The organism is Roseovarius sp. B-10, assembly GCF_056859295.1.
Genome location: NZ_JBSXOE010000017.1, coordinates 78,637 through 101,340, shown reverse-complemented (window position 1 = coordinate 101,340; position 22,704 = coordinate 78,637). Strand labels below are relative to the sequence as shown.

Genomic DNA, 22,704 nt, shown 5'->3' with positions numbered 1-22,704 from the left:
GCGCATCCGCGCGCCAGCGCACACTATTTCCGGCCCGGCCCCTGAAATGGGGCCGGGTTTCGCTTTGCAAAACGCCGGTGCTTGGGGCATGAAAAAGCCATGACACCTCATCACCGCGGCCTGCTCGTCCACTTGTTCACCGCCACCGGCGCGGTTTTCGCGATGCTCGCGATGCTCGCCGCGGTCGACCGCGAATGGGAATTGATGTTCCTGTGGCTCGTGGTGGCCTTTGCCGTCGATGGCATCGACGGGCCGCTGGCGCGCAAGTACCATGTGCAGACCACCGCACCGGAATTCGATGGCGTACTGCTCGATCTCATCATCGACTACCTTACCTACGTGTTCATTCCGGCCTTCGCGCTGTTCAAGTCCGATCTGCTGCCGGGCTGGACGGGATGGGTGGCGATCATCGTCATCACCTATGCCAGCGCCATGTATTTCGCCGATAGCCGGATGAAGACGCGGGACAATTCCTTTTCCGGCTTCCCTGGCTGCTGGAACATGCTGGTACTCGTGCTGTTCGCGGTCGAGCCCGCAACCTGGATCATCCTTGCGCTCGTGACGGTGCTGGCGGTGGCGATGTTCCTGCCGCTGAAATTCATCCACCCGGTTCGCACCGAACGCTGGCGCTGGCTGTCGCTGCCGATGGCGCTGGCGTGGACGTTTTTCGCGGGCTGGGCGGCCTGGGTGCATTTCGACCCTGAAAGCTGGGCACATTGGGGGCTGGTGGTCACCAGCGTCTACCTGGTTCTCGTGGGAATCGTGCAACAGATCATTCCGCTGCGCGACGAAATCTGAGGCATAGCGCAGCATCCGTTCGATATTGTAGATCCCCTCTGGCGTCTCCTTCCCCGCCTTGGTGCAGAGCGCGCAACACCACACTGGCCGATCTCGACCAGCTCCTGCCCACGCTCGACCCCGAGGCAGAGATCGTCGCCTATTGCCGGGGGCGCTATTGCATCTACGCCCATCAGACCGTGGCCCTGTTGCGCAACCGCGGCTTCAACGCGCGGCGCATGGACGGCGGCCTGCCGCAATGGCGCGAGGACGGGCGCGCGATCTTGACGGGCGGTCAGTCGCAGACAAAACGCTCCGGCAGGATGCGCGGGGGATCATGGCCAACCCGATCAGCAGATGCCTCAGGTCTGATGGATATACGTCCCCGGTGCGTCAGCGAGGGCGGGATAGCCCTGATGACTGCCTGGCGCGGGTACCGCGCCACTGCTGTGGCGCATCAGCCAACGCCCCCATTCCGGCCACCACGAGCCCGCTACCGGATCATGTGCCGCCAGCCATGTGTCGGGGTCGCGGTAATGCGCCCCGGCAGGCCTGTGGCCGATCCGGTAATGCCGTCTCCTGTGCCCCGGCTCAGACAGGATGCCACCGTTATGGCCGCCCTTGGTGAGCAGGAAATGCAGGTCGCAATCGGTGAATAGCGCGGTCTTGTAGACCGACCGCCACGGCGCGATGTGGTCGGTCTCGGTGCCCACGACAAAGACCGGCACGGAAATGTCCTTGAGCGCGATCACCCGCCCCTCGACTGCAAAGCGCCCCGCCGAGATGCGGTTCTCCAGAAAGATACCGCGAAGGTACTCCGAATGCATCCTTGCGGGCATCCGCGTCGTGTCGTTGACCCAGACGGTGACATCGGTGGGCAGGTCCGGCTCGCCCAGGAAATAGCGGCGCACGGCGCGCGACCAGATCAGGTCCTCCGACCGGATGGCGGCGAAGGCACCCGACATCTGCGGCCGGTCCAGATAGCCCTGCGACCACATCAAGTCCTCCAGAAAGGCCACCTGGCTCTCGTCGAGAAACAGCAGCAACTCGCCCGCCGCGACGAAGTCCACCTGCGCGGCCATCAGCGTGACAGAGGCGAGGCGGTCGTCACAATCGCGCGCCATCGCCGCCGCCGCGATGGCCAGTAGCGTGCCACCGAGGCAATAGCCGTTGGCATGCACCTTTTGGCCCGGCACGATGTCGTTGATCACGTCGAGCGCCTGCATGATCCCCTGCTTGCGGTAATCCTCCAGCGACAGCTCGGCGTGCTCGGCCCCCGGGTTGCGCCAAGAGATGCAGAACACTGTGTGCCCCTGCCCCACCAGCCAGCGAATAAAGGAATTCTCGGGCGAAAGATCGAGGATGTAGTATTTCATGATCCACGCCGGCACGATAAGCACCGGCTCGGCCTGCACCTCCTCGGTGGTGGGCGAATACTGGATCAGCTCCATCAGCTCGTTGCGCCACACCACCTTGCCCGGCGTCGCGGCCAGCACCTTGCCGAGCGCGAATTCCTCGGGCACGGCGCGATGCTCCTGCGCAAGAATGTGGCAGGCGTCATCGGCATAATGCGCGGCCCCCTCGAGCAGGTTGCGCCCGCCGGTGGCCTGCGTCTTCTCGATGATCTCGGGATTGCCAAGCGGGAAGTTCGACGGCGACACGCTGTCAAGAAGCTGCCGCATGGTGAAGCCGGTCCGGTCCGCGTTCTGCTTGCGCAATCCGCGCAGGTTCGAGGTGGCCGCCTCCCACCAGTCCTGCGTGGCGAGAAACCCCTGCTGCCAGAGCGCGAAGGGTGCCCTGTCCCAGCCCTCATGCGTCCAGCGCGTGTCGTAACGCCCCGGCGCAAAGGGCTTGTCCGGTGCCTTCCCGGTCATCTGCGCGGCGGCGTATTGCGCCAGCTTCGTCCCGTTTGCCTGCGCCCGCTCCGCCAGTTCCAGTTGCCGCCCCGGCGCACGGGCAAGGTGCATGGCCCAATCGCTCCAGGCGTCGATCATCGCGTGGGGCGACAGCCCGGCGGTAAACCGCGCGAGGCTGGCCATCGTGGCGCGGTCGAGCGCGGCGTGCGGGTGCGGCTCCACCCGGTCGGGGCGCGCGCCTTCGGCTGGCGCGGGCACCTGCGAAACCTCGGCAGGCGGGGTTAGAGCGTCCTGCGGCGCGTCCTCGCGGGTCTTGCGGCGGGCGGGCGTGCGGGTCATGCGGAACTCTCCTTTGCGGTCAGCGGGAAGGCAACGACAGGCCACACCCGCGCGTCCGAGTATCGCTGTCATGGGCGGGGATGACACTGACTTGTGTCAATTCCCTGCAAGGGCCAGGTCATGTATCGTCGCCGCGCGGACCGGCCCACCGGTCCGCCACCTAATCCGGGGATCACCATGCACGACAGGACAACCGAAAGCGCGCTCGACGCACTCGGCGGGACGCCCGCAGGGCTGAGCGGCGACGAGGCTGCCCGCCGTCTCGCCCGCCACGGCCCGAATCGCCTGCCAGATCCGCCCGGACGCGGTCCGCTGCTGCGCCTGCTCGCGCAGTTCCACAACGTGCTGATCTACGTGCTGATCGGCGCAGCGGCGGTCACGGCGGCGCTGGGACACTGGGTGGATACCGGGGTGATTCTCGCGGTCGTGGTCGTCAATGCGGTGATCGGCTTCGTGCAGGAGGGCCGCGCCGAACAGGCGATGGCCGCGATCCGCGAAATGCTCGCCCCGCGCGCGGCGGTGCTGCGCGACGGCCACCGCATCACCGTCGAGGCAAGCGATCTGGTGCCCGGCGACATCGTGCTCGTGGAGGCGGGCGATCTCGTTCCCGCCGACTTGCGCCTGATCCGCGCCAACGGGCTCAAGGCGGGCGAGGCGATCCTCACCGGCGAATCGATGCCGGTGGACAAGGGCTGCGCGCCGGTCGACACCGACGCCCCGCTCGGCGACCGCGCCTCGATGCTCTTTTCCGGCACGCTCGTCGCGGCGGGCACCGGGCACGGCGTGATCAGCGAGACGGGCGGCGACACGCAGATCGGACGCATCAGCGGCATGCTGGGCAAGGTCGAGGTGCTGACCACCCCGCTCGTGGAGCAGATAGACCGCTTCGCGCGCTGGCTCACCATGTTCATCCTAATCGTCGCGGGCACGCTGCTGGCCTATGGCTATTTCGTTGGCCACTTGGGTTTTGCCGATCTGTTCATGGCGGTGGTGGGCTTGTCTGTCGCGGCCATCCCCGAGGGCCTGCCGGCGGTGCTCACCATCACGCTCGCCGTCGGCGTGCAGGCCATGGCAAGGCGCAACGCCATCGTCCGCCGCCTGCCCGCGATCGAAACGCTTGGGGCGGTTTCGGTGATCTGCACAGACAAAACCGGCACACTCACCCGCAACGAGATGAAGGCCGCGACGCTCGCCACGACCGGGCGCGTTCACACGATGACCGGCGAGGGCTATGCCCCCGTGGGCACTCTCGACATCGACGGCGAGACGCGTGCCACCCTTGAGGAGGCCGCGCGCGTGGCGGGGCTGTGCAACGACGCGGTGCTGCACGGTCCAGAGGGGGGCTGGCGCGTGGAGGGCGATCCGATGGAGGGGGCACTGCGCGCGCTCGCGGGCAAGATCACCGGCGCAGGCGCGGCCCCCTTCCCCGGCTGGACACGGCGCGACGCGATCCCCTTCGACGCCGCCCACCGCTACATGGCCACGCTCGACGAGGACGGCGCGGGGCACACCCATATCCACGTCAAAGGCGCGCCCGAGGCGGTGCTCGCGCTCTGCAGCACCGAGCGCACGGACGATGGCGGCACCGCCCCGCTCGACACCGCGCGCTGGCACGAAACGGTCGAGACGCTCGCCGCCGACGGGCAGCGGGTGATCGCGGTGGCCACTCGCGCAGCCGAGGCGGGGCAGGACGCGCTCCGCCCCGGCGATCTCGACGGGCATCTCACCCTCGTCGCGCTCGTTGGCCTGATCGACCCGCCCCGCCTGGAGGCCATCGCGGCGGTGGCCGAATGCCGCGCCGCGGGCATCCGCGTGAAGATGATCACCGGCGACCACGCCGCCACCGCCCGCGCCATCGCCGCGCAGGTCGGGCTGCAAAATCACGACCGCGTACTCACCGGTGCCGATCTCGAGGCGATGGATGATGCCGCCCTCGCTGACGCGGCGACGCAGACCGACATCTTCGCGCGCACCTCTCCGGCGGACAAGCTGCGGCTGGTGACCGCGCTGCAATCGCGCGGTCTCACCGTGGCGATGACCGGCGACGGGGTCAACGACGCCCCCGCACTCAAGCGCGCGGACGCGGGCATCGCCATGGGGCTCAAGGGCAGCGCAGCGGCCAAGGAGGCGGCCGAACTGGTGCTGGCCGACGACAATTTCGCCTCGATCGCGGCGGCGGTGCGCGAGGGGCGTACCGTCTACGACAACATCAAGAAGGTCATAAGCTGGACCCTGCCCACCAACGCGGGCGAGGCGATGACCATCATCACCGCGCTCTTCGCTGGCATGGCGCTACCAATCACGGCGGTGCAAATCCTGTGGATCAACCTGGTCACCGCCGTCACGCTGGGTCTCGCGCTGGCCTTCGAGCCGTCCGAGCCGGGCACCATGCTCCGCCCGCCACGCCCGCGCGATGAGCCGCTCCTGACCGGCGGGCTGGTCTGGCACATCGTGCTAGTATCAGCGCTGTTCCTCGCGGCGGTGTTCGGGATGTATTTCCACGCCATCGACAAGGGCTACCCTTCGGCGCTGGCCCAAACCATGGCGATGAACACGCTGGTCGTGCTGGAGATTTTCCACCTGTTCTTCGTCCGCAACATCCACGGCACCTCGCTCACATGGGCGGCAGCACGGGGCACGAGAACGGTCTGGATCTGCGTCGTGGCGGTGACGGGCGCGCAATGCGCCATCACCTACCTGCCGCCCCTGCACCGGGTTTTCGGAACGGCGCCGGTGCCGCTAACCGAGGGGTTGCTGATCGTCGGTGTCGGCGTCGTGTTCTTTGTCCTCATCGAGACGGAGAAACAGATGCGCCTCGCCTTTCGCCAGCGCCCGCGTGTTGGCTGAGCCGCCGCCGAGACGCGCGCAGCCCCACTCAGCTCATGCCGAGCGCTTCCTTGTACATCTCCAGCACCGCCTCTTCCTCGGCGATATCGTCCCGATCGCGCTTGCGCAGCGCGATCACCTTGCGCATCACCTTGGTGTCGTAGCCGCGCGCCTTGGCTTCGGCCATCACCTCCTTCTGCTGGTCGGCGATGTCCTTCTTCTCGGCCTCCAGCCGCTCGAAACGCTCGATGAACTGGCGCAACTCGTCTGCGGTGACGCGATGGGCGGCGTCGGACGTCATGTCGTTCATGAATGCTCTCCGGTCTGGCGGTCTCTGGTCAGGCCGCCTGACTATCGCCGCCGCGCGCCCCGCGCAAGCGCGATCACGCCCGCGCCCCTTGCGCAGAGTGCCGCTTTGGCCTAACCGCGGGCGGCAACACGCGAAACCGACGGAGGGCGCACGATGGAAATGCTGGTCTGGGGCGGCGCGGCGGTCTCTCTCGCTGGGCTCGCGGGGCTCGTCTGGTGCATTCTCAAGGTTTGGCGGCTGCGCCGCGCGGGGCTGTCGGACGCCGAGATGCGCACCGCGGTGCAGGCGGTGCTGCCGATCAATCTCGCGGCGCTGTTCCTATCGGTCATCGGGCTGATGCTGGTGGTGGTGGGCATCATGCTCGGCTGATCGCGCTCGCGCCGGAACGCCGGAAATACCCCTGCCCCTCGCGCACCCGCGCCGCGATACCCGGCTGCGGCGTCCACAGCGCCTCCGACAGCGGCGCCAACGCCTTCATGTCGCGCAGCACCGCCAGCAACCCGCGATCATCGGCGGCAAAGAGCGGCCCGCCCCGGTCGCGCGCCATGCCCGGCGCAGCGGTAGCCAGCAGATCGACATCGCCAGGACGCCCCAGCACGCCGTCTGCCAGCATCCGCTCGGCCATGTTGACCAGCGCGGCGTGCAGCGCTTCTGCCGCGCCCACGCCCTGCGGCAACTCCGCGCCCCCATCGGCACGCCCCGGGCGCGGACCTTCGGGCGGATATTCGTAGAATCCGCGCCCGACAGCGCGCCCGTGCGCCCCGCGTGCAATCCGCGCGGCGAGCGGCCCCTCCGGTCCCGGCGGTGACATGTCCAACCTCGGTGCCAGCGCCGCCAGCCGCGCCTGCGCCGCGTCGAGCCCCTCGCGATCCATGGCGAGGCACGGCCCCTCTGCAAGGCCCAGCGCGACCGCGCCATGATCCACCTCGTCCGGCCCGAGACCCGCGCGCAAAAGCGCCAGCGCCGCGAAATCCAGCGCACCCGACAGCAACCGCCCGGCCCCCGGCCCCGCCGCTGGCAGCCGCGCGCGCACCACGCCCAGCCGCGCCCGCGCCAGCAGCCACGCCAGCGCCGCTACCGCCTCCGCCGCGGCACCCGGCCCGACACCGATCTCGGCAAGCGCCGCATCAGGCGAGAAGCGCAGCCACAACCCGTCGTCCCCGAAACCGGCGCCCGTGTCGAGCGTTACCCGCATCGGGCCCGCAGGGGCCGCGCCCGGCTCCGATTCGATCCACAGGTCGGCGCGCTCCGCCGGGTCTTCTCCCACGAGCGCGACGCTCGCCGCCTCCAGCCGCTCGGTCAGCGCCGCGGGAATCGCGCCCGCGACCCCCACCCGCGCGACCGCACGCGGCGGGGCGGCGCGCATTTCGGGCAGCGCACGCGCGCGTCCCTCGGCCAGCCGCAGGTGGCGCAGCGCACGAGCCTCGCGGCTTTGCGCGCGCTCAGTGGCGAGCACCTCCTCGAAATCGAGCCCTTGCGCCAGCGGCAGAAGCTGCGCCGCCTCGATCGCGCGCAGAATGTCCGATGCCGCGCCCTCCCCCTCGCCGAGCCGGGCGCGCACGGTGGCGACGGCGCGCTGATAGCCGCGCGGGTCCGACAGGCCGCGCTGCGGGTCGCGCCGCGTGAGATCGGGGTCTGCTTCGGCCAGCCGCAGGGCCAGCGCCCGTGCCGCGGGCTCGACCTGCGCCGTGTCAGCCTCGACGCGATCGAAAAGCGGGCGCAGGCGCGTCTCATCCGCACGCACCGGACGGCCCGAGAGCATCATCTCCAGCGCCGCCTGCGCGCCCACGAGGCGCGGCAGGCGCTGCGTGGCCCCCGCACAGGGCATTCCGGCCAGCGCGATCTCGGGCAGCGAAAGGCGCGTGCCCTCGTGGGCCACGCGCGCGTCAGCCGCCACGGCCAGCGACAATCCCACCCCCGCAACCTCGCCACACAGCGCCGCGACCACGGGCTTCGGGCACGAGGCCACGGCGCGGCACAGGTCACCGGGTGTGGGCGCGCGCGGTGCGGTCATGTCCTCCGACAGGTCGAGCCCCGAGGAAAACCCCGTCCCCGCGCCCGCGATCACCACGGCGCGGCAGGCTGCGTCCTGCGCGGCTTCGTCCAGCGCCGCGACGAGCGCCGCGCGCATCTCGGGGACAAGCGCGTTGGCTACGGGTCTGTCGAGCCGCAGCACCAGCACCCCACCGTCGCGCACGCGTTGAACGGTCTCGGTCACGTCTGCCCCGCCTGTTGCCGCCTGTTCGCGGCGATTACAGCGGGAAAGCGCCGCGCGTGCAAGCGCGCTGGCACCGCGGCGTGACCGCTCAGATCGGCATGTTGTCGAATTCGGCCTCGATCGCCTCGCTCAGCAGCTTGCTATGCAGTGCCTTGACGCTGTCCGGCACGGCGCGGCCCTCCTCGCGCAGCTGCGCGATGACGCGACGCACTTGCGGCTCGTGACGATAGCGCGTCTCGGGCGCAGCCGCGCCGACCAGGGTCTGGAGACGATCGAGTTCGGCATCAAGGTGAGTCATGGCATTCCTCCCAAAGGCACAACAACCTTAGCGTGTTTTCGTCACGCGATGAATAGGTACCGTGCGCGCGCGACAGAATTGTGAACGGATCACCCCACCTGTGCGGCGCATTGGCGGCACAGAGGCGTCTCAGGCAGGACGTCGAGCCGCTCGGCGGAAATCTGCTCGCCGCAGCTCGTGCAGATGCCGTAGTGCCCTTCGCGAATGCGCGTGAGCGCGGCGCGGATACGGGCGATCTCGGCCTCGCCGCTCTGGCCCAGCCGTTCCAGAACCTCGTCGCCCTCGCGTTCTGTTGCTGCCTCCTCCCAGTCGTCAGGGCGGGGCGCGTCCAACTCGGCCTCGATGGCGTGCAACCGGGTATCGAGCTGGCGCAGCCGCCGCATCAGCGCGGCGCGGTATATCGCGGTATCAAGCATCGTGGTCCTCCCGTCGTCGCCATATGTATGCGCTCAGGAGCATAGCGGCGGGCGCGCACCGATGCCTTGATGCATGTCAACCGGAGACCGGGGCGAGCGCCGTGCCGCCCTGTGCCGCGGTCGCCGCGCCGCCCATGTCATCCCCGGCATCGGCACCACTTGTTCCGTGCCCTGGCATCTCCTGCCCCGCCGTCTCCTGCCCCATCGTATCATAGGCCTCCGGTGCCGTCGCCATCGCGGTTTCCGGGCCCCCGATCTCCGCGTGGCTGGCTCCCCCGGGCTGCGCGCCCGGCACCCGCCCGGCGGCCCCGGCCCCGGCACCGGTTGTGCTCGCCGCAGGGGTCGCACGGGGCGTTTCTTCGCCCTCATCCGCGCCTGTTCCCGCCAACCGCAGGGCGCGCCAGCCATCGCGCCGGCCCAGCCGCCCCTCTGCCGCGACATGGCCTCCTGCGCCCACAAGCCGCACCTTGCCCAGGGTGTCTCTCGCGACCTCGAGCCGCTGACCTACCTCGAACGCCATCGCCGCACGAAGCGGCACGCGAATTCGCGCCAGCACCGCGTCGAGCGCCACCGGCGCCGTCAGCGCCACCGCTGCCACGTTCTCGGGGTCGCGCGCCGCTGCCCCGCGCCCCGCCGGGGCCACGTCGCGCGCGGGCACGGGCGGCGCGGGCGGCAAGAGCAGATCCAGCCGCCCGGTGCGCAGCCCCGGCCCAAGATCGACCGTGAGCCGGAAAAAATCGAACTCCGGCGCCACGAGCAGCAACGCCAGCGCGCGCGCGTCCTCTACCCGGTCGCCGAAATGAAAGCCGCGCGGCGCTTGGTCCGCCCCGCTCTCGCCGATGCCATCGTCGAACCCCGAAAGCAGCGCATCGACGAGCGGCGCGACCATTGCCGCATCGGTTCGTGTGGGCGCGCGCGCGCGCACCTCACCGGGCCGCACGCGCCCAGTGGTCTGCACTTCGACCAGCGCGGCCACCAGCCCCGGGCAAAGCCGCATCGCCGCGCGCGCGCCCGCCGCCCCGTCGAGCAGAAGGTAAAGCCCCTCTGTGCCGAGCGTAGCCTCGACCTCGCCCGCCTCGACCCTGCACTGTTCCACCGTCGCAACGACAAGCGGCAGGTCGAGCAGCGTATCCGCAGCGCGTGCCAGCGCCAACCGCAGTGCGCGCACGGGCGACATCACCCGCGGGTCCGCGCCCTCGCGCGCCGCGCGCGTCTTGCGCCTTATGACCGAAGCCTGTCGCTGCTCTGCCATCCGCCCGGGCCGTCCACCTTCTGTGTCCTTGCCATAGAGCCTAGGTGCGGCGGGTTACGATTCTCCTAATCATGACGCGGCGCTACTGCGCCGCCATCCGCCCCGACAACGGCAGGCTCACACGGAACGCCGGCCCCGTCTGTCCCGGCAGGTAGGAAACGTACCCGCCGAGCCGCGCCATGATTTCGCGGCAGATCGCGAGGCCGAGCCCTGCCCCCCCGGCCTTGGTCTCGCCGATGCGCGAGAATTTCTCGAAAATCATCGCCTGCATCTCGGTCGGAATACCACCACCATTGTCGACGAAATCCACCACGAGCTGGTCCTCGGCGACCGCCGTGCGGATCGAGAGCACCGCCGGATCGGCGTCGCAGTACTTGCGCGCGTTGCTGACAAGATTGATGAAAACCTGCGCCAGCCGGTCGAGATCGGTGCTGAGATCCACACGCTCTGCCTCGCGATCGCGGTGGATGATGAAATGCTCGGTCTCGCCGCCCGCGGCGCGCACCGCCCGGTCGATCAGCGCCTCGAGCGTGCCGGATTGCACGTTGAGATCCACCTGCCCGTTTTCCAGCACGCTGAGATCGAGCAGGTCATCCAGAAGCCGGGTGAGCCGCACCGTCTCGTCATGGATGATCGCGGCGTATTTGTGCTTGTCCTCCGCGCTCAGGTCGTCGGTGTCACGCAGGATTTCCGAGAATGCCCGGATAGAGGTCATCGGCGTGCGCAGCTCGTGGCTGATCTGCGACAGGAAGCCGTCCTTCTGCACCGAAATCTGGGTGAGCTTCTCGTTGGCCTGCCGCAATTGCCGGGCGGTGCGCGCCAGTTCCTGGCTCTTGGCCTCCAACTGGCTGGAATATTCCATGATCTGCGCGGTCTCATCGGCCACGGCCATCAGGTCGCGCACCGAGACCGCGGCGCCGCCGACGATCTGCGCAATCATCGCGTGCGCGGTCGCCGCGCCCACCGACCCGGCGAGCGCGCGCTCCAGCTCCTGCAGGAAATCGGGGCTCGGCTCGGGCAAGTAGCCCGCCACCCCCTGCCGCCCGGCGGCGGCGGAAAACAGCGCCTGCGCCTCACGCGCGCCCATGATGCGCTGCGCCATGATGAGCAGGTCCTCGCTCTGCGCCATGCCGCCCGACCAGCCCCCCGGCGTGCCGGAATGGTCAAAGACGTTGACGAACTGCGCGCCCTGCAACCGCTCCAGTGGCTGCGGAAAGCTCAAGAGCGATCCCAGCAGGAAGGAGCCGACATTGAACAGAAGCGACCACATCAGTGCGTGCAGCACCGGATCCATCCCCTCGGCCCCGAAGAGCGCGTAAGGCTGCAGCCAGCCGATGCCCCACGGCCCCGCTTCGTGGAGAGCCTCGGACATGAAGACCGCGGGGCCGAAGCTCGGCAGGAACAGGCAGTAGAGCCAGATCGTCGCCCCCGTGCACAGCCCGGCGAGCGCGCCCGTGCGCGTCGCCCCGCGCCAGAACAGCCCCCCCATCAGCGCCGGCAGGAACTGCGCCACGCCAACGAAGGCGATCAGCCCCATCGCCGCCAGCGCCGTGCCACCGCCAGAGATTCGGAAATAGACATAGCCCAGGAACAGCACCCCCACGATGCTGATGCGCCGCGCCGTCAGCGCGACGTTGCGCACGTCGCCCGACACCATCGCCGCCCCGCCCGAGTAATGCAGCCAGATCGGCATGACGACATGGTTAGACACCATCGTCGATAGCGCGATTGCGGCCACGATTACCATCGAGGTGGCGCTGGAGAACCCGCCGAGGAACGACAGGATCGCCAGACCGTCCCGCCCATCCATTAGCGGCAGGGTCAGCACGAAGAGGTCCGGATTGGTCCCCGCCGGCATCACGTCCAAACCCACCGCCGCGATCGGCAGGACGAACAGGCTCATCAGCATCAGGTAGCCGGGAAACGCCCAGGCGGCGGTGCGCAGGTGATCCTCGTCCTCGTTCTCGACCACCATCACCTGGAACATGCGCGGCAGGCACAGGAACGCCATCGCCGACAGCATGGTGAGCCCTACCCAGCGCCCGGCCGAGACATCGAACCGCGCAATCTCGGAGGCCTCGATCCGGTCGAGCATGGCGGCGACGCCACCCGCAAGACCCCACACCACGAACACGCCGACCGCCAAGAGCGCGCAGAGCTTCACCACCGCTTCCATCGCGATCGCCATGACCACGCCGTGATGGCGCTCGTTGGCATCGAGGTTGCGGGTGCCGAACAGGATGGTAAAGACCGCCAGCCCCGCCGCCACCCACAGCGCGGTGGACTGCATGTCAGACAGCGGCGCGGTCGGCACGCCCGGCTCGGCAAAGGCCGCAAAGGCCGCGAACGAGAGCGTCACCGATTGCAGTTGCAGCGCGATATAGGGCGTCGTGCCCACCACCGCGAGCACGGTCACCAGCACCGCCAGCAGGTTGGACTTGCCGTAGCGCGACGAAATCAGGTCGGCGATCGAGGTGATGCGCTGGCTGCGCCCCACGCGCACCAGGCGGCGCAGCGTCCACCACCAGCCGATCATCACCAGCGTCGGACCGAGATAGATGGTGACAAATTCCAGCCCGGACCGCGCGGCAAACCCCACCGCGCCATAAAACGTCCAGGCGGTGCAGTAGATCGACAGCGACAGCGTGTAGACGACGGGCGAGCGCAGCCACCGCACCCGCCCCTGCCGCGCGGCGCGATCGGCACCGAATGCCACCCCGAAAAGCAGCACCACGTAGAGCAGGCAGACCAGCACGAGGATGTTGAGAACGGTCATTCCATCCCCCCGCCGTCTCCCTTCGCGCCGCCGCCATCCGCGCCGCCAGCCTCGTCCTCGCCGCCCCGCAGGTGCCGCGATACCAGCCCCGAGATCACGACCAGCACCGCCCAGAGAACGAAGACGTAGATCATCGCCGCCACCGTGCGGGCGCCGCCACCGGCCCCCTGCCACAACAGCGGCACACAGAATAGGACGCCCCCCGCCAGCGGCAGCAGGCGCGCGGCATCGGCCAGCCGGCGGCGTCGATAGCTGCGCCGCGCGAGAAAGACCGACACGCGCTCGGGGCTCATGTCCCCGCCAGCGCGCGCACCGCGTCGAGCACGTCGGCGTTCGAGAACGGCTTGGTCATGTAACGGCTCGCGCCTGCGCGCTCGGCCATTTCGCGGTCGCGGGTCTGGCCGCGGGCCGTCAGCATCAGCACCGGCACGGTGGCAAAATCGGCATCGGCGCGGATTTCCCCCAGGATGTCATAGCCGCTCTTGCCCGGCAGCATCACGTCGAGAATGATGAGATCGGGCGTGCGCCGCCGCACCGCGTCCATCGCGTCATGACCGTTGGCATGGGTCTTCACATCCCAGCCGTCACGCGATAGGATGAAGCTCACCGCCTCGATGATGTTCGGTTCGTCCTCGATCAGCAGGACCGTCTTTCCCATACCATCGGCCTCCCCCTCCGATGAGGCGGTGAAAACCGCCACCGCGCAACTATTCCTAAATTCCCCCGCGCTGTCAAAAGCCCTCTGCCAGGATCGACGGTTCACGTCGCGCAACACAGCTGGCCAGCGGGCAAATCCGGCAGCTCACTCCGATCTCTTCCACGGCTCCGCGCGCTGCGCCCGGGTCGGGCAGCAACAGCATGTGCGCACGCACCGGCGCCGGACGGTCGAACCCGGTCGGGCCCTCGGGCCCGGCCACCGCCAGCGCCTCGACCACCTCGCCGCCGCGCCCGGCCTGCCGCACGCGCCTGCGCAACGGCGCAAGCGGCTGCGCCAACGCGAGATAGAGCGGCCAAAGCGCGCAGGCCCCCGCCAGCCGCGGCATCGAAAACCCCTCGATCGGCTTGCGAAAGATCAGCGTGCCCGAGGCGTCGCAGATCACCAGCCCGACCGGCCCGACCTCGGCCTCGGGCATTGCCGCCATCCGCCGGAACACCTGCGCCAGCCCCGCGCCGGTCGCCTCGGACAGCCGCGCAGGGTTTGGCCCCAGCGTGCGCACCCGCGTGAGGAACGTCGCCATCGGCAGGGCGCGCGCGTCCTCGAGATAGCGCGCCAGCACCGCCCCCAGCAGGGTCTGCGCCGGCCCCGACAGTCCGCGCTCGGCCTCTGCGCGCACCAGCCGGGCCACCGCCCGGGGCCCCGCCACTTCGCGCTCCAGCTCGGCAAAATGAAAGCCGCGCGCCGCCAGCACCGCGTGCATCTCGTCCTGCGGCGACTGCACCTCCGCGTCGCGGTTGGGCGCGCCCTCGAGGTATTTCACCAGCGCCTGCGCACCCTCGGTAAGACGCGCGCTGTCCTCGTTGATGTTGCGGTGAAACCGCGCGGTCCATTCCGGCTCCAGTTCCTCGGTCTCCACCAGGATCGACGAAGTCGAGCGGATCGCAGTCACCGCAGAAATCACCTCGTGAAGCGAATCCGCGAGGAACGGATCATGCGCAAGCCGGTCGGTCAGCGTCTCGATGGTGCGCTCCATTTCCTCGTTGCGTCGGTAGAGCTCGGTCACGAGACCCGCCCAGCCGGGAAAACGCTCGGCGAATTCCTCGGCCCGGTCGCCCTCGGGGCCGGCATCGTCGGCAGCTCCCGCCGCCTCGCGCAGTCCCGCGACCAGCGTCGCCGCCGCCCCTTCGCTCAGCAGCGACGGCTCGACATCGAGCGCGCCGGCGAGCCGCAGGAGCGTCTTGCCGCCGATTCTGCGGCGGTTATGCTCGATCAGGTTGAGGTACGAGGGTGAAATGCCGACCCGTTTGGCGAGGTCAGTCTGCCGTATACCGGCAAGCACCCGTCTCTCACGGATGCGTGTTCCGATCATGAACTTTTCGGGCATGGACTATTTCCCCGCCTTGGGCTGAACTTGCTGCACCTGCGTGATAATTAATTTACAACATAACGAATGCGTGTGTCTATTTTTTTACAAAATAAATGTTTCCACAAAGGCGCTTGTTGCGAAATTTTCTGACGAGCCCCCATAATCGACCTGTGCAGGTTTGTCCTGCACCCGGGTCGTGCGGAGGAGCATGCCCCGACCGAATCATAATGGGAGGATTCCATGTCCAAATCGAACTTTACCCGCCGTGGCGTGCTCAAGACGAGCGCCATCGCGGGTGCTGGCGTTGCGCTGCCGACGATATTCACCGCGTCGAGCGCCGCAGCCTACACCAACGAACCCACGGGCAGCACGGTCACGCTCGGCTTCAACGTGCCGCAGACCGGACCCTACGCCGACGAGGGCAATGACGAGCTTCTCGCACAGCGGCTCGCGGTCGAGCACCTCAACGGCGAGGGCGACGGCGGCTGCCTCAACACGTTCACGTCCAAAGCCCTCAAGGGCAATGGCATCCTCGGCAAGAAGGTCGAGTACGTCACCGGCGACACGCAGACCAAGTCGGACGCCGCGCGCGCAAGTGCGAAGTCGATGATCGAAAAGGACGGCGCCATCATGATCAACGGCGGCTCGTCCTCGGGCGTCGCCGTGGCCGTTCAGGGCCTGTGCCAGGAGGCGGGCATCGTCTTCATGGCCGGTCTGACGCACTCGAACGACACCACCGGCAAGGACCGCAAGGCAAACGGCTTCCGCCACTTCTTCAACGCCTACATGTCGGCTGCCGCTCTTGCGCCAGTGCTGGCCAAGGAATTCGGCGAGGACCGTCGCGCCTATCACCTGACCGCCGACTACACCTGGGGCTGGACCCAGGAGGAATCGATCAAGGCGGCGACCGAGGCGATGGGCTGGGAGACCGTGAACGCGGTCAAGACGCCGCTCGCGGCGACCGATTTCTCGTCCTACATCGCGCCGGTCCTGAACTCGGGCGCCGACGTGCTGGTGCTCAACCACTACGGCGGCAACATGGTCAACTCGCTGACCAACGCGGTGCAGTTCGGACTGCTCGACAAGATGGCCAACGGCAAGGACTTCAAGATCGTCGTGCCGCTCTATTCCGAACTGATGGCCGCCGGTGCCGGCGAGAACATCAAGGGCGTGCTGGGCTCGATGAACTATAACTGGCAGCTCGACAACGAGGGCTCCAAGGCGTTCGTCAAGTCCTTCGGTGAGAAGTACGGCAAACCGCCGTCGAACTCGGCACAGACCTGCTACGCGCAGGTGCTGCTCTATGCCGATGCCTGCGAACGCGCCGGCACGTTCAACCCCTGCGGCGTCGGCGAGGCCCTCGAAGGCTTCGAATTCGACGGGCTGGGCAACGGCCCGACGCTCTATCGCGCAGCCGATCACCAGTGCTTCAAGGACGTGCTCGTCGTGCGTGGCGCACAGAACCCGACCAACCAGTACGACACGCTGGAAATCGTCGAGGTCACGCCGACCGATCAGGTCATGTATGCACCCGATCACCCGATGTTCGGCGGCAAGGAAGCGTCCCTGGGCGAGTGCAACCCGGGCGCCTGAGCCTTCTCGAAAAAGACATCCGGTCGCGCCACCGCGCGCGACCGGACCCGCGCCGCGACCCGACAGCGATCTGCGGCGCGCTTTCAACCCATAGGTGGGACCGATGGACGTCATTCTTCTGCAAATCCTCAACGGGCTCGACAAGGGGTCTGCCTATGCGCTGATCGCGCTGGGCCTGACCCTGATCTTCGGCACTCTCGGCGTGGTCAACTTCGCGCATGGTGCGCTCTTCATGATCGGCGCGTTCTGCGCGGTCACGTTGCAAAAGTTCCTGTCGCTCAGCCACACGGTCATAGACGAGAGCCAGACCGATTTCCTCGGCAACCCGCTGAAAGTCGAGAAGCCCTATATCATGGATTGGTTCGGCCCCGAGATCGGCGGCGGGATCATCGAATGGTCGGTGCCGCTTTCGGTCCTTTTCGCAATCCCCGTCATGGTTGCCGTCGGCTTCGCGATGGAACGCGGTCTTATCAAGCACTTCTACAACCGCCCCCATGCCGACCAGATTCTCGTGACCTTCGGCTTGGCGATCGTGCTTCAGGAAATCATCAAGTATTTCTTTGGTGCCAATCCGATCCCCACCCCGGCCCCCACGGCGCTGTCGGGCAGTATCGACCTGGGCGTGATGATCGGCTTCGAGGTCAACGAAATCGTCTACCCGCTCTGGCGCATGGTCTATTTCGCCTTCGCGGCGGTGATCATCGGCGCGGTGTTCGCCTTCCTGCAATTCACCACCTTCGGCATGGTGGTGCGCGCTGGCATGGCCGACCGCGAGACGGTCGGCCTCCTCGGTATCAACATCGACCGCCGGTTCACGATCATGTTCGGCATCGCCGCGGCGGTCGCAGGGCTGGCGGGGGTGATGTACACCCCGATCAACCCGCCCAACTATCACATGGGCATGGATTTCCTCGTGCTCAGCTTCGTGGTTGTGGTCGTGGGCGGCATGGGCAGCCTGCCCGGAGCCGTACTCGCCGGCTTCCTGCTGGGCATCCTCGAAAGCTTTGCCTCGACAACCTGGGCCACCACCACCATCCCGGGCATCAACCAGGTTATCATATACCTTGTCGCCATCGTCGTCCTGCTGACCCGCCCGCGCGGTCTGATGGGACGCAAAGGCGTGATGGAGGAGTGACCCCATGTTTGGACTGAACAAGAAAGACGGGCTTCTCTTCCTCGTCGTCATCGCGATCACGCTGCTGGCACCGTTCCTGCTCAACCCCTTCCCCGAAGGCAGCGGCATGGCACAGTTCAACGCGGGCTACCCGGACCTGCTCCAGCGGTTCGCGATCTACGGCATCTTCGCCATCGGCTTCAACATCCTCTTCGGCCTCACCGGCTATCTCAGCTTCGGGCACGCGGCCTTTCTCGGCGTGGGCTCCTACGCCGCGGTCTGGATGTTCAAGCTCTTCACCTACAACGTGGTGCCGGCCATCGCTTTCGCGGTGATCATCGCGGCGATTTTCTCGGTGCTGATCGGCTACATCTCGCTGCGCCGGTCTGGAATCTACTTCGCGATCCTGACGCTGGCCTTCGCGCAGATGTCCTTTGCCCTGGCCTATTCGGTGCTGTCGAACCCCAAGTTCAACCTCACCAACGGCGAAACCGGGCTGCAGGTCTACAGCAATGACCTCCAGATGTTCCACCGCACGGGGCTGCCCGACATGCCGCATATCTTCGGTCTGTCGGTACGCGCCAGTTACGAGCTGGAGCTGGGCGGGTGGTCCTTCACCTTCAACGTCGGATACTACCTCTGCGCCCTCATCATGCTGATCGCCTTCTACTTCGCGATCCGGCTGTTCCGCTCGCCCTTCGGGATGATGCTGCGCGCGATCAAGTCCAACAACACCCGCATGACCTATACCGGCCTCAACGCCAAACCCTACGCGCTCGCGGCCTTCGTGATCTCGGGCATGTATGCCGGGCTCGCAGGCGGCCTGCTGGCGGCCATGGACCCGCTCGCGGGGGCAGAGCGCATGTTCTGGACGGCCTCCGGCGAGGTGGTTCTGATGACGATTCTCGGCGGTGCGGGCACGCTGATCGGCCCGGTTCTGGGCGCGGGCCTGATCAAGTACATGGAAAACATCGTCTCCAAGATCAACGACAACGTCCTGCACCAGTGGTTCGCCTTCCTGCCCGACGGGATGGAGGATGCGGTTGTCGCCCTCATCCACCCGTTCGTGGGCAAGGGCTGGCACCTCACTCTGGGCATGATCTTCGTGCTGGTGGTGATCTTCCTGCCGGGCGGCCTGGTCGAAGGTGGGCAACGCATCGCACGTCTCTTCCGCGGCAAGAAGGCCCGCGAGGCCGAGAAATCCTCTCAATCCAACCCCGCGGAATAAGGAGCGCACGACATGGGCATTCTCGAAGTCAAGAACGTCAACAAGCGCTTCGGCGGGTTGCAGGCGCTGGGCGACGTCAACCTCAGCATCATGGAGAACAGCGTCCACGCCATCATCGGTCCCAACGGCGCGGGCAAGTCCACCCTGCTCAACGTCCTGATCGGCAAGCTCATCCCCGATACCGGCTCGGTCATGTTCCAGGGCCAGTCGGTGCTCGGGCGCAAGCCCTACGAGATCAACCAGATGGGCATCTCCCGGGTCTTCCAGACGCCAGAGATCTTCGGTGATCTCTCGGTGCTGGAGAACATGATGATCCCGATCTTCGCGCGTCGCGACGGCGTGTTTCGCATGCACGCCTACGAGAACTCCTCGAACGAGCGCGAGATAGTTGACCAGGCCGAGACCATGCTCGAAAACCTCGGCCTCGCCGAGCAGCGCCACGATCACTCGGCCTCGATGTCGCGCGGCAACAAGCGGCGTCTGGAAATCGGCATGTGCCTCGCGCAGGAGCCCAAGCTGCTGCTGCTCGACGAGCCGACGGCGGGCATGGCGCGCGCCGACACCAACAACACCATCGACCTGCTCAAGCAGATCAGTGACGAGCGCGACATCACCATCGCGATCATCGAGCACGACATGCACGTGGTGTTCTCGCTCGCCGAGCGGATCACCGTGCTGGCGCAGGGCTCGCCACTGGTCGAGGACACCCCCGAAAACATCAAGGGCCATCCCAAGGTGCGCGAAGCGTATCTTGGCGAGAGCGCCTGACGAGGAGCGCGCACAATGAACGTCAAACCCGACTTTTCCAAGGGCGTGAGCCACGCCGAGACCGCCCCCGCCTTTCTCTCCGTGTGGAACATGGAGAGCTATTACGGCGAGAGCTATATCGTGCAGAACATTAGCTTCAACGTCCACGAGGGCGAAATCCTTGCGCTTCTGGGCCGCAACGGCGCGGGCAAGACCACCACGCTGCGCTCGATCGCGCGGATGGACAGCCCGCAGTTGGCGCATGGCGAGATCTGGCTCGATCACCAGCCGCTTCACAAGATGAGAAGCCACGAGGCGGCGGCCGCGGGCATCGGCCTCGTACCCGAGGACCGGCGCATCATTCCCGGCCTCACCGTCGAGGAAAACCTGCAACTCGCGCAGATCGCTCCGCCCGTGGGCTGGTCGATCGACCGGCTTTACGAACTGTTCCCGCGCCTGCGCGAACGCCGCGACCAGGAAGGCACGACACTTTCGGGCGGCGAACAGCAGATGCTCGCCGTGGCCCGGGCGCTGGCCCGCGACATCAAGGTGCTGTTGCTCGACGAGCCCTACGAGGGCCTCGCCCCGGTGATCGTCGATGAAATCGAAAAGACCCTGCGCGTCATCAAGGAACAGGGCATCACCACGATCATCGTCGAACAGAACGCCGTGCGCGCGCTGGAACTCGCGGATCGCGCGGTGATCCTCGATACCGGCGGCATCGTGTTTGACGGCACCGCCGCCGAAGTGCTTGAAGACGAAGAGCTTCGCAGCGAGTATCTGGCCATCTGAGGCCAGCGCTTCCGCCCAGCCGTCTTTCTCCCTGTTGACAGCGGGGCGGCTGTCGTCTTCGATCCAACCGCATCAGCGAGGAGGAGCCATCATGTCCGATCAAACCTATGCCCCAAGCGCGGATTTCGCCGCCAATGCCCATATCGACGCCGCGAAATACAAGGAAATGTACGCCGCCTCGGTGGGCGACCCGGAGGCGTTCTGGCGCGAGCACGGGCAGCGGATCGACTGGATCAGGCCCTATAGCCGCGTCAAGGACGTGAACTACGAGTTCGGCAACGTCTCGATCAAGTGGTTCGAGGACGGCACGCTCAACGTCGCCGCCAACTGCATCGACCGGCATCTGGCGGAGCGCGCCGACCAGACCGCCATCATCTGGGAACCCGACGAGCCCACTGACGATGCCCGGCACATCACCTATCGCGAGCTTTACGACAACACCTGCCGCATGGCCAATGTTCTCAAGGGCATGGGCGTGGGTCGCGGCGACCGCGTCGTGCTCTACCTGCCGATGATTCCCGAGGCCGCCTATGCCATGCTCGCCTGTGCGCGCATCGGCGCCATCCACTCGGTGGTCTTCGCCGGCTTCTCGCCCGATGCCCTCTCGGCGCGGATCAACGGCTGTCAGGCCAAGGTCGTCATCACCGCCGACGAGGCCCCGCGCGGCGGGCGCAAGACGGCGCTCAAATCCAACACCGACGCGGCGCTCCTGCATTGCTCGGACAAGGTGAAATGCCTCGTCGTCAAGCATACCGGCGGTCAGACCACCTGGATTGACGGGCGTGACCACGACTACAACGCACTGGCCGCCGAGGCCGCCGCCGACTGCCCGCCCGAGGAAATGAATGCCGAGGATCCGCTCTTCATCCTCTACACCTCCGGCTCGACGGGGCAGCCCAAGGGCGTGGTGCACACCTCCGGCGGCTATCTCGTCTATGCCGCGATGACGCACGAGCTGGTGTTCGACTACCACGAGGGCGACGTGTTCTGGTGCACCGCCGATGTCGGCTGGGTCACCGGCCATAGCTATATCGTCTACGGGCCGCTCGCCAACGGCGCGATCACCCTGATGTTCGAGGGCGTGCCGACCTACCCGGACGCCTCGCGCTTCTGGCAGGTCTGCGACAAGCACAAGGTCAACCAGTTCTACACCGCCCCCACCGCGATCCGCGCCCTGATGGGGCAAGGCACCGAATATGTCAGCAAATGCGATCTGTCGTCGCTCAAGGTGCTGGGCACCGTGGGCGAGCCGATCAACCCCGAGGCGTGGAACTGGTATAACGACAACGTGGGCCACGGCCGCTGCCCCATCGTCGATACCTGGTGGCAGACCGAAACCGGCGGTCACCTGCTGACCCCCCTGCCCGGCGCCATCGCCACCAAGCCCGGCAGCGCCACGCTGCCGTTCTTCGGGATCGAGCCGGCCGTGCTGGAGCCCGAGTCGGGCAAGGAAATCACCGACACCGAAGCCTCCGGCGTGCTCGCGCTCAAGGATAGCTGGCCCGGGCAGATGCGCACCGTCTGGGGTGATCACGAACGCTTCGAGGCGACGTATTTCCAGCAATACAAGGGCTATTACTTCTCCGGCGACGGCTGCCGCCGCGATGCCGACGGCTATTACTGGATCACCGGCCGCGTCGATGATGTGATCAACGTCTCGGGCCACCGCATGGGCACCGCCGAGGTGGAATCCGCCCTCGTCGCGCACCCGCAGGTCGCCGAGGCGGCGGTCGTGGGCTATCCGCACAATATCAAGGGTCAGGGCATCTACGCCTACGTCACCCTGATGAACGGGGTCGAGCCCACCGAGGATCTGCGAAAAGAACTCGAAAAATGGGTCCGCACCGAGATCGGCCCCATCGCCAAGCCCGACCTGATCCAGTGGGCCCCCGGCCTGCCCAAGACCCGGTCGGGCAAGATCATGCGCCGCATCCTGCGCAAGATCGCCGAGAACGATTACGGCTCGCTCGGCGATACCTCGACGCTGGCCGATCCGTCCGTGGTGGATGACCTTATCGAAAACCGCATGAACCGCGGCTGAAACCACACGCCCCCGGGCCCGGCCCGGGGGCACCCCCTTCTCACGCGCCGTCATCGTCGGGCTCGACCCGGGGACCTCTCCCGCCAAGAGCGCGCCC

19 protein-coding genes and 1 pseudogene are annotated in these 22,704 nt (G+C 67.2%); 10 read left to right on the top strand and 10 right to left on the bottom strand.

Annotation, left to right across the window (positions count from 1 at the left end):
- The first annotated feature begins 99 nt into the window (after positions 1 to 99).
- Positions 100 to 798: a CDP-alcohol phosphatidyltransferase family protein gene (locus tag AC13D8_RS02385; protein ID WP_482967459.1), complete on the top strand. Its 699-nt coding sequence runs from the start codon at positions 100 to 102 to the stop codon at positions 796 to 798.
- Positions 717 to 1,034: pseudogene (locus AC13D8_RS02380) on the top strand (rhodanese-like domain-containing protein); the annotation flags it as partial. The gene AC13D8_RS02385 and the pseudogene AC13D8_RS02380, both read left to right, overlap by 82 nt.
- Before the next feature lie 105 nt (positions 1,035 to 1,139).
- On the opposite strand, the gene AC13D8_RS02375 reads toward AC13D8_RS02380, so the two are convergent.
- Complete coding sequence (locus tag AC13D8_RS02375) at positions 1,140 to 2,972, bottom strand: PHA/PHB synthase family protein (RefSeq protein WP_482967458.1); 1,833 nt, start codon at positions 2,970 to 2,972, stop codon at positions 1,140 to 1,142.
- Positions 2,973 to 3,149: 177 nt separating this feature from the next.
- On the opposite strand from AC13D8_RS02375, the gene AC13D8_RS02370 reads away from it, so the two are divergent.
- Complete coding sequence (locus AC13D8_RS02370) at positions 3,150 to 5,819, top strand: HAD-IC family P-type ATPase (RefSeq protein ID WP_482967457.1); 2,670 nt, start codon at positions 3,150 to 3,152, stop codon at positions 5,817 to 5,819.
- A gap of 28 nt (positions 5,820 to 5,847) precedes the next feature.
- On the opposite strand, the gene AC13D8_RS02365 is transcribed toward AC13D8_RS02370, so the two are convergent.
- Complete coding sequence (locus tag AC13D8_RS02365) at positions 5,848 to 6,108, bottom strand: DUF2312 domain-containing protein (protein WP_104018820.1); 261 nt, start codon at positions 6,106 to 6,108, stop codon at positions 5,848 to 5,850.
- Between the two features lie 153 nt (positions 6,109 to 6,261).
- Here AC13D8_RS02365 and AC13D8_RS02360 point away from each other — a divergent pair, with 153 nt between their 5' ends.
- Positions 6,262 to 6,477, top strand: a complete 216-nt coding sequence (locus AC13D8_RS02360) for a hypothetical protein (protein WP_129432941.1) — start codon at positions 6,262 to 6,264, stop codon at positions 6,475 to 6,477.
- On the opposite strand, the gene AC13D8_RS02355 is transcribed toward AC13D8_RS02360, so the two are convergent.
- From AC13D8_RS02355 to AC13D8_RS02320, 8 genes are all read right to left on the bottom strand, one after another.
- Positions 6,464 to 8,326: an enoyl-CoA hydratase-related protein gene (locus AC13D8_RS02355; RefSeq protein ID WP_482967456.1), complete on the bottom strand. Its 1,863-nt coding sequence runs from the start codon at positions 8,324 to 8,326 to the stop codon at positions 6,464 to 6,466. The genes AC13D8_RS02360 and AC13D8_RS02355 overlap by 14 nt on opposite strands.
- An 88-nt stretch (positions 8,327 to 8,414) precedes the next feature.
- Positions 8,415 to 8,624: a hypothetical protein gene (locus AC13D8_RS02350; protein WP_482967455.1), complete on the bottom strand. Its 210-nt coding sequence runs from the start codon at positions 8,622 to 8,624 to the stop codon at positions 8,415 to 8,417.
- A gap of 89 nt (positions 8,625 to 8,713) precedes the next feature.
- A complete protein-coding gene (locus tag AC13D8_RS02345) occupies positions 8,714 to 9,040 on the bottom strand; it encodes a TraR/DksA family transcriptional regulator (protein WP_482967454.1) in 327 nt (108 codons plus the stop codon).
- Positions 9,041 to 9,116: 76 nt separating this feature from the next.
- Positions 9,117 to 10,292 (bottom strand): FliM/FliN family flagellar motor C-terminal domain-containing protein, encoded by a 1,176-nt coding sequence (locus AC13D8_RS02340; protein ID WP_482967453.1) that lies wholly within the window; start codon positions 10,290 to 10,292, stop codon positions 9,117 to 9,119.
- Positions 10,293 to 10,374: 82 nt separating this feature from the next.
- Positions 10,375 to 13,068 carry an ATP-binding protein gene (locus tag AC13D8_RS02335; protein WP_482967452.1) on the bottom strand — a complete coding sequence of 898 codons (2,694 nt, stop codon included), beginning with the start codon at positions 13,066 to 13,068 and terminating at the stop codon, positions 10,375 to 10,377.
- Positions 13,065 to 13,361 (bottom strand): hypothetical protein, encoded by a 297-nt coding sequence (locus AC13D8_RS02330; RefSeq protein WP_482967451.1) that lies wholly within the window; start codon positions 13,359 to 13,361, stop codon positions 13,065 to 13,067. Before AC13D8_RS02330 ends, AC13D8_RS02335 begins: the two co-directional genes overlap by 4 nt.
- Positions 13,358 to 13,726 carry a response regulator transcription factor gene (locus tag AC13D8_RS02325; RefSeq protein ID WP_129432947.1) on the bottom strand — a complete coding sequence of 123 codons (369 nt, stop codon included), beginning with the start codon at positions 13,724 to 13,726 and terminating at the stop codon, positions 13,358 to 13,360. The genes AC13D8_RS02330 and AC13D8_RS02325 overlap by 4 nt, the downstream gene beginning before the upstream one ends.
- 73 nt (positions 13,727 to 13,799) lie before the next feature.
- Positions 13,800 to 15,110, bottom strand: a complete 1,311-nt coding sequence (locus AC13D8_RS02320; protein ID WP_482967450.1) for a helix-turn-helix domain-containing protein — start codon at positions 15,108 to 15,110, stop codon at positions 13,800 to 13,802.
- Positions 15,111 to 15,332: 222 nt separating this feature from the next.
- On the opposite strand from AC13D8_RS02320, the gene AC13D8_RS02315 reads away from it, so the two are divergent.
- From AC13D8_RS02315 to acs, 6 genes are all read left to right on the top strand, one after another.
- Positions 15,333 to 16,685, top strand: a complete 1,353-nt coding sequence (locus AC13D8_RS02315; RefSeq protein WP_482967449.1) for a substrate-binding protein — start codon at positions 15,333 to 15,335, stop codon at positions 16,683 to 16,685.
- 103 nt (positions 16,686 to 16,788) lie between these two features.
- Positions 16,789 to 17,820: a branched-chain amino acid ABC transporter permease gene (locus AC13D8_RS02310; protein WP_482967448.1), complete on the top strand. Its 1,032-nt coding sequence runs from the start codon at positions 16,789 to 16,791 to the stop codon at positions 17,818 to 17,820.
- 4 nt (positions 17,821 to 17,824) lie between these two features.
- On the top strand, positions 17,825 to 19,027 hold the full coding sequence (locus tag AC13D8_RS02305) for a branched-chain amino acid ABC transporter permease (protein WP_104018809.1): 1,203 nt from the start codon (positions 17,825 to 17,827) through the stop codon (positions 19,025 to 19,027).
- 12 nt (positions 19,028 to 19,039) lie between these two features.
- On the top strand, positions 19,040 to 19,795 hold the full coding sequence (locus AC13D8_RS02300) for an ABC transporter ATP-binding protein (RefSeq protein WP_129432952.1): 756 nt from the start codon (positions 19,040 to 19,042) through the stop codon (positions 19,793 to 19,795).
- A gap of 15 nt (positions 19,796 to 19,810) precedes the next feature.
- Positions 19,811 to 20,566, top strand: a complete 756-nt coding sequence (locus AC13D8_RS02295; RefSeq protein ID WP_104018807.1) for an ABC transporter ATP-binding protein — start codon at positions 19,811 to 19,813, stop codon at positions 20,564 to 20,566.
- A gap of 91 nt (positions 20,567 to 20,657) precedes the next feature.
- Positions 20,658 to 22,607 (top strand): acetate--CoA ligase, encoded by a 1,950-nt coding sequence (gene acs / locus AC13D8_RS02290; RefSeq protein ID WP_482967447.1) that lies wholly within the window; start codon positions 20,658 to 20,660, stop codon positions 22,605 to 22,607.
- The last annotated feature ends 97 nt before the right edge of the window (positions 22,608 to 22,704 follow it).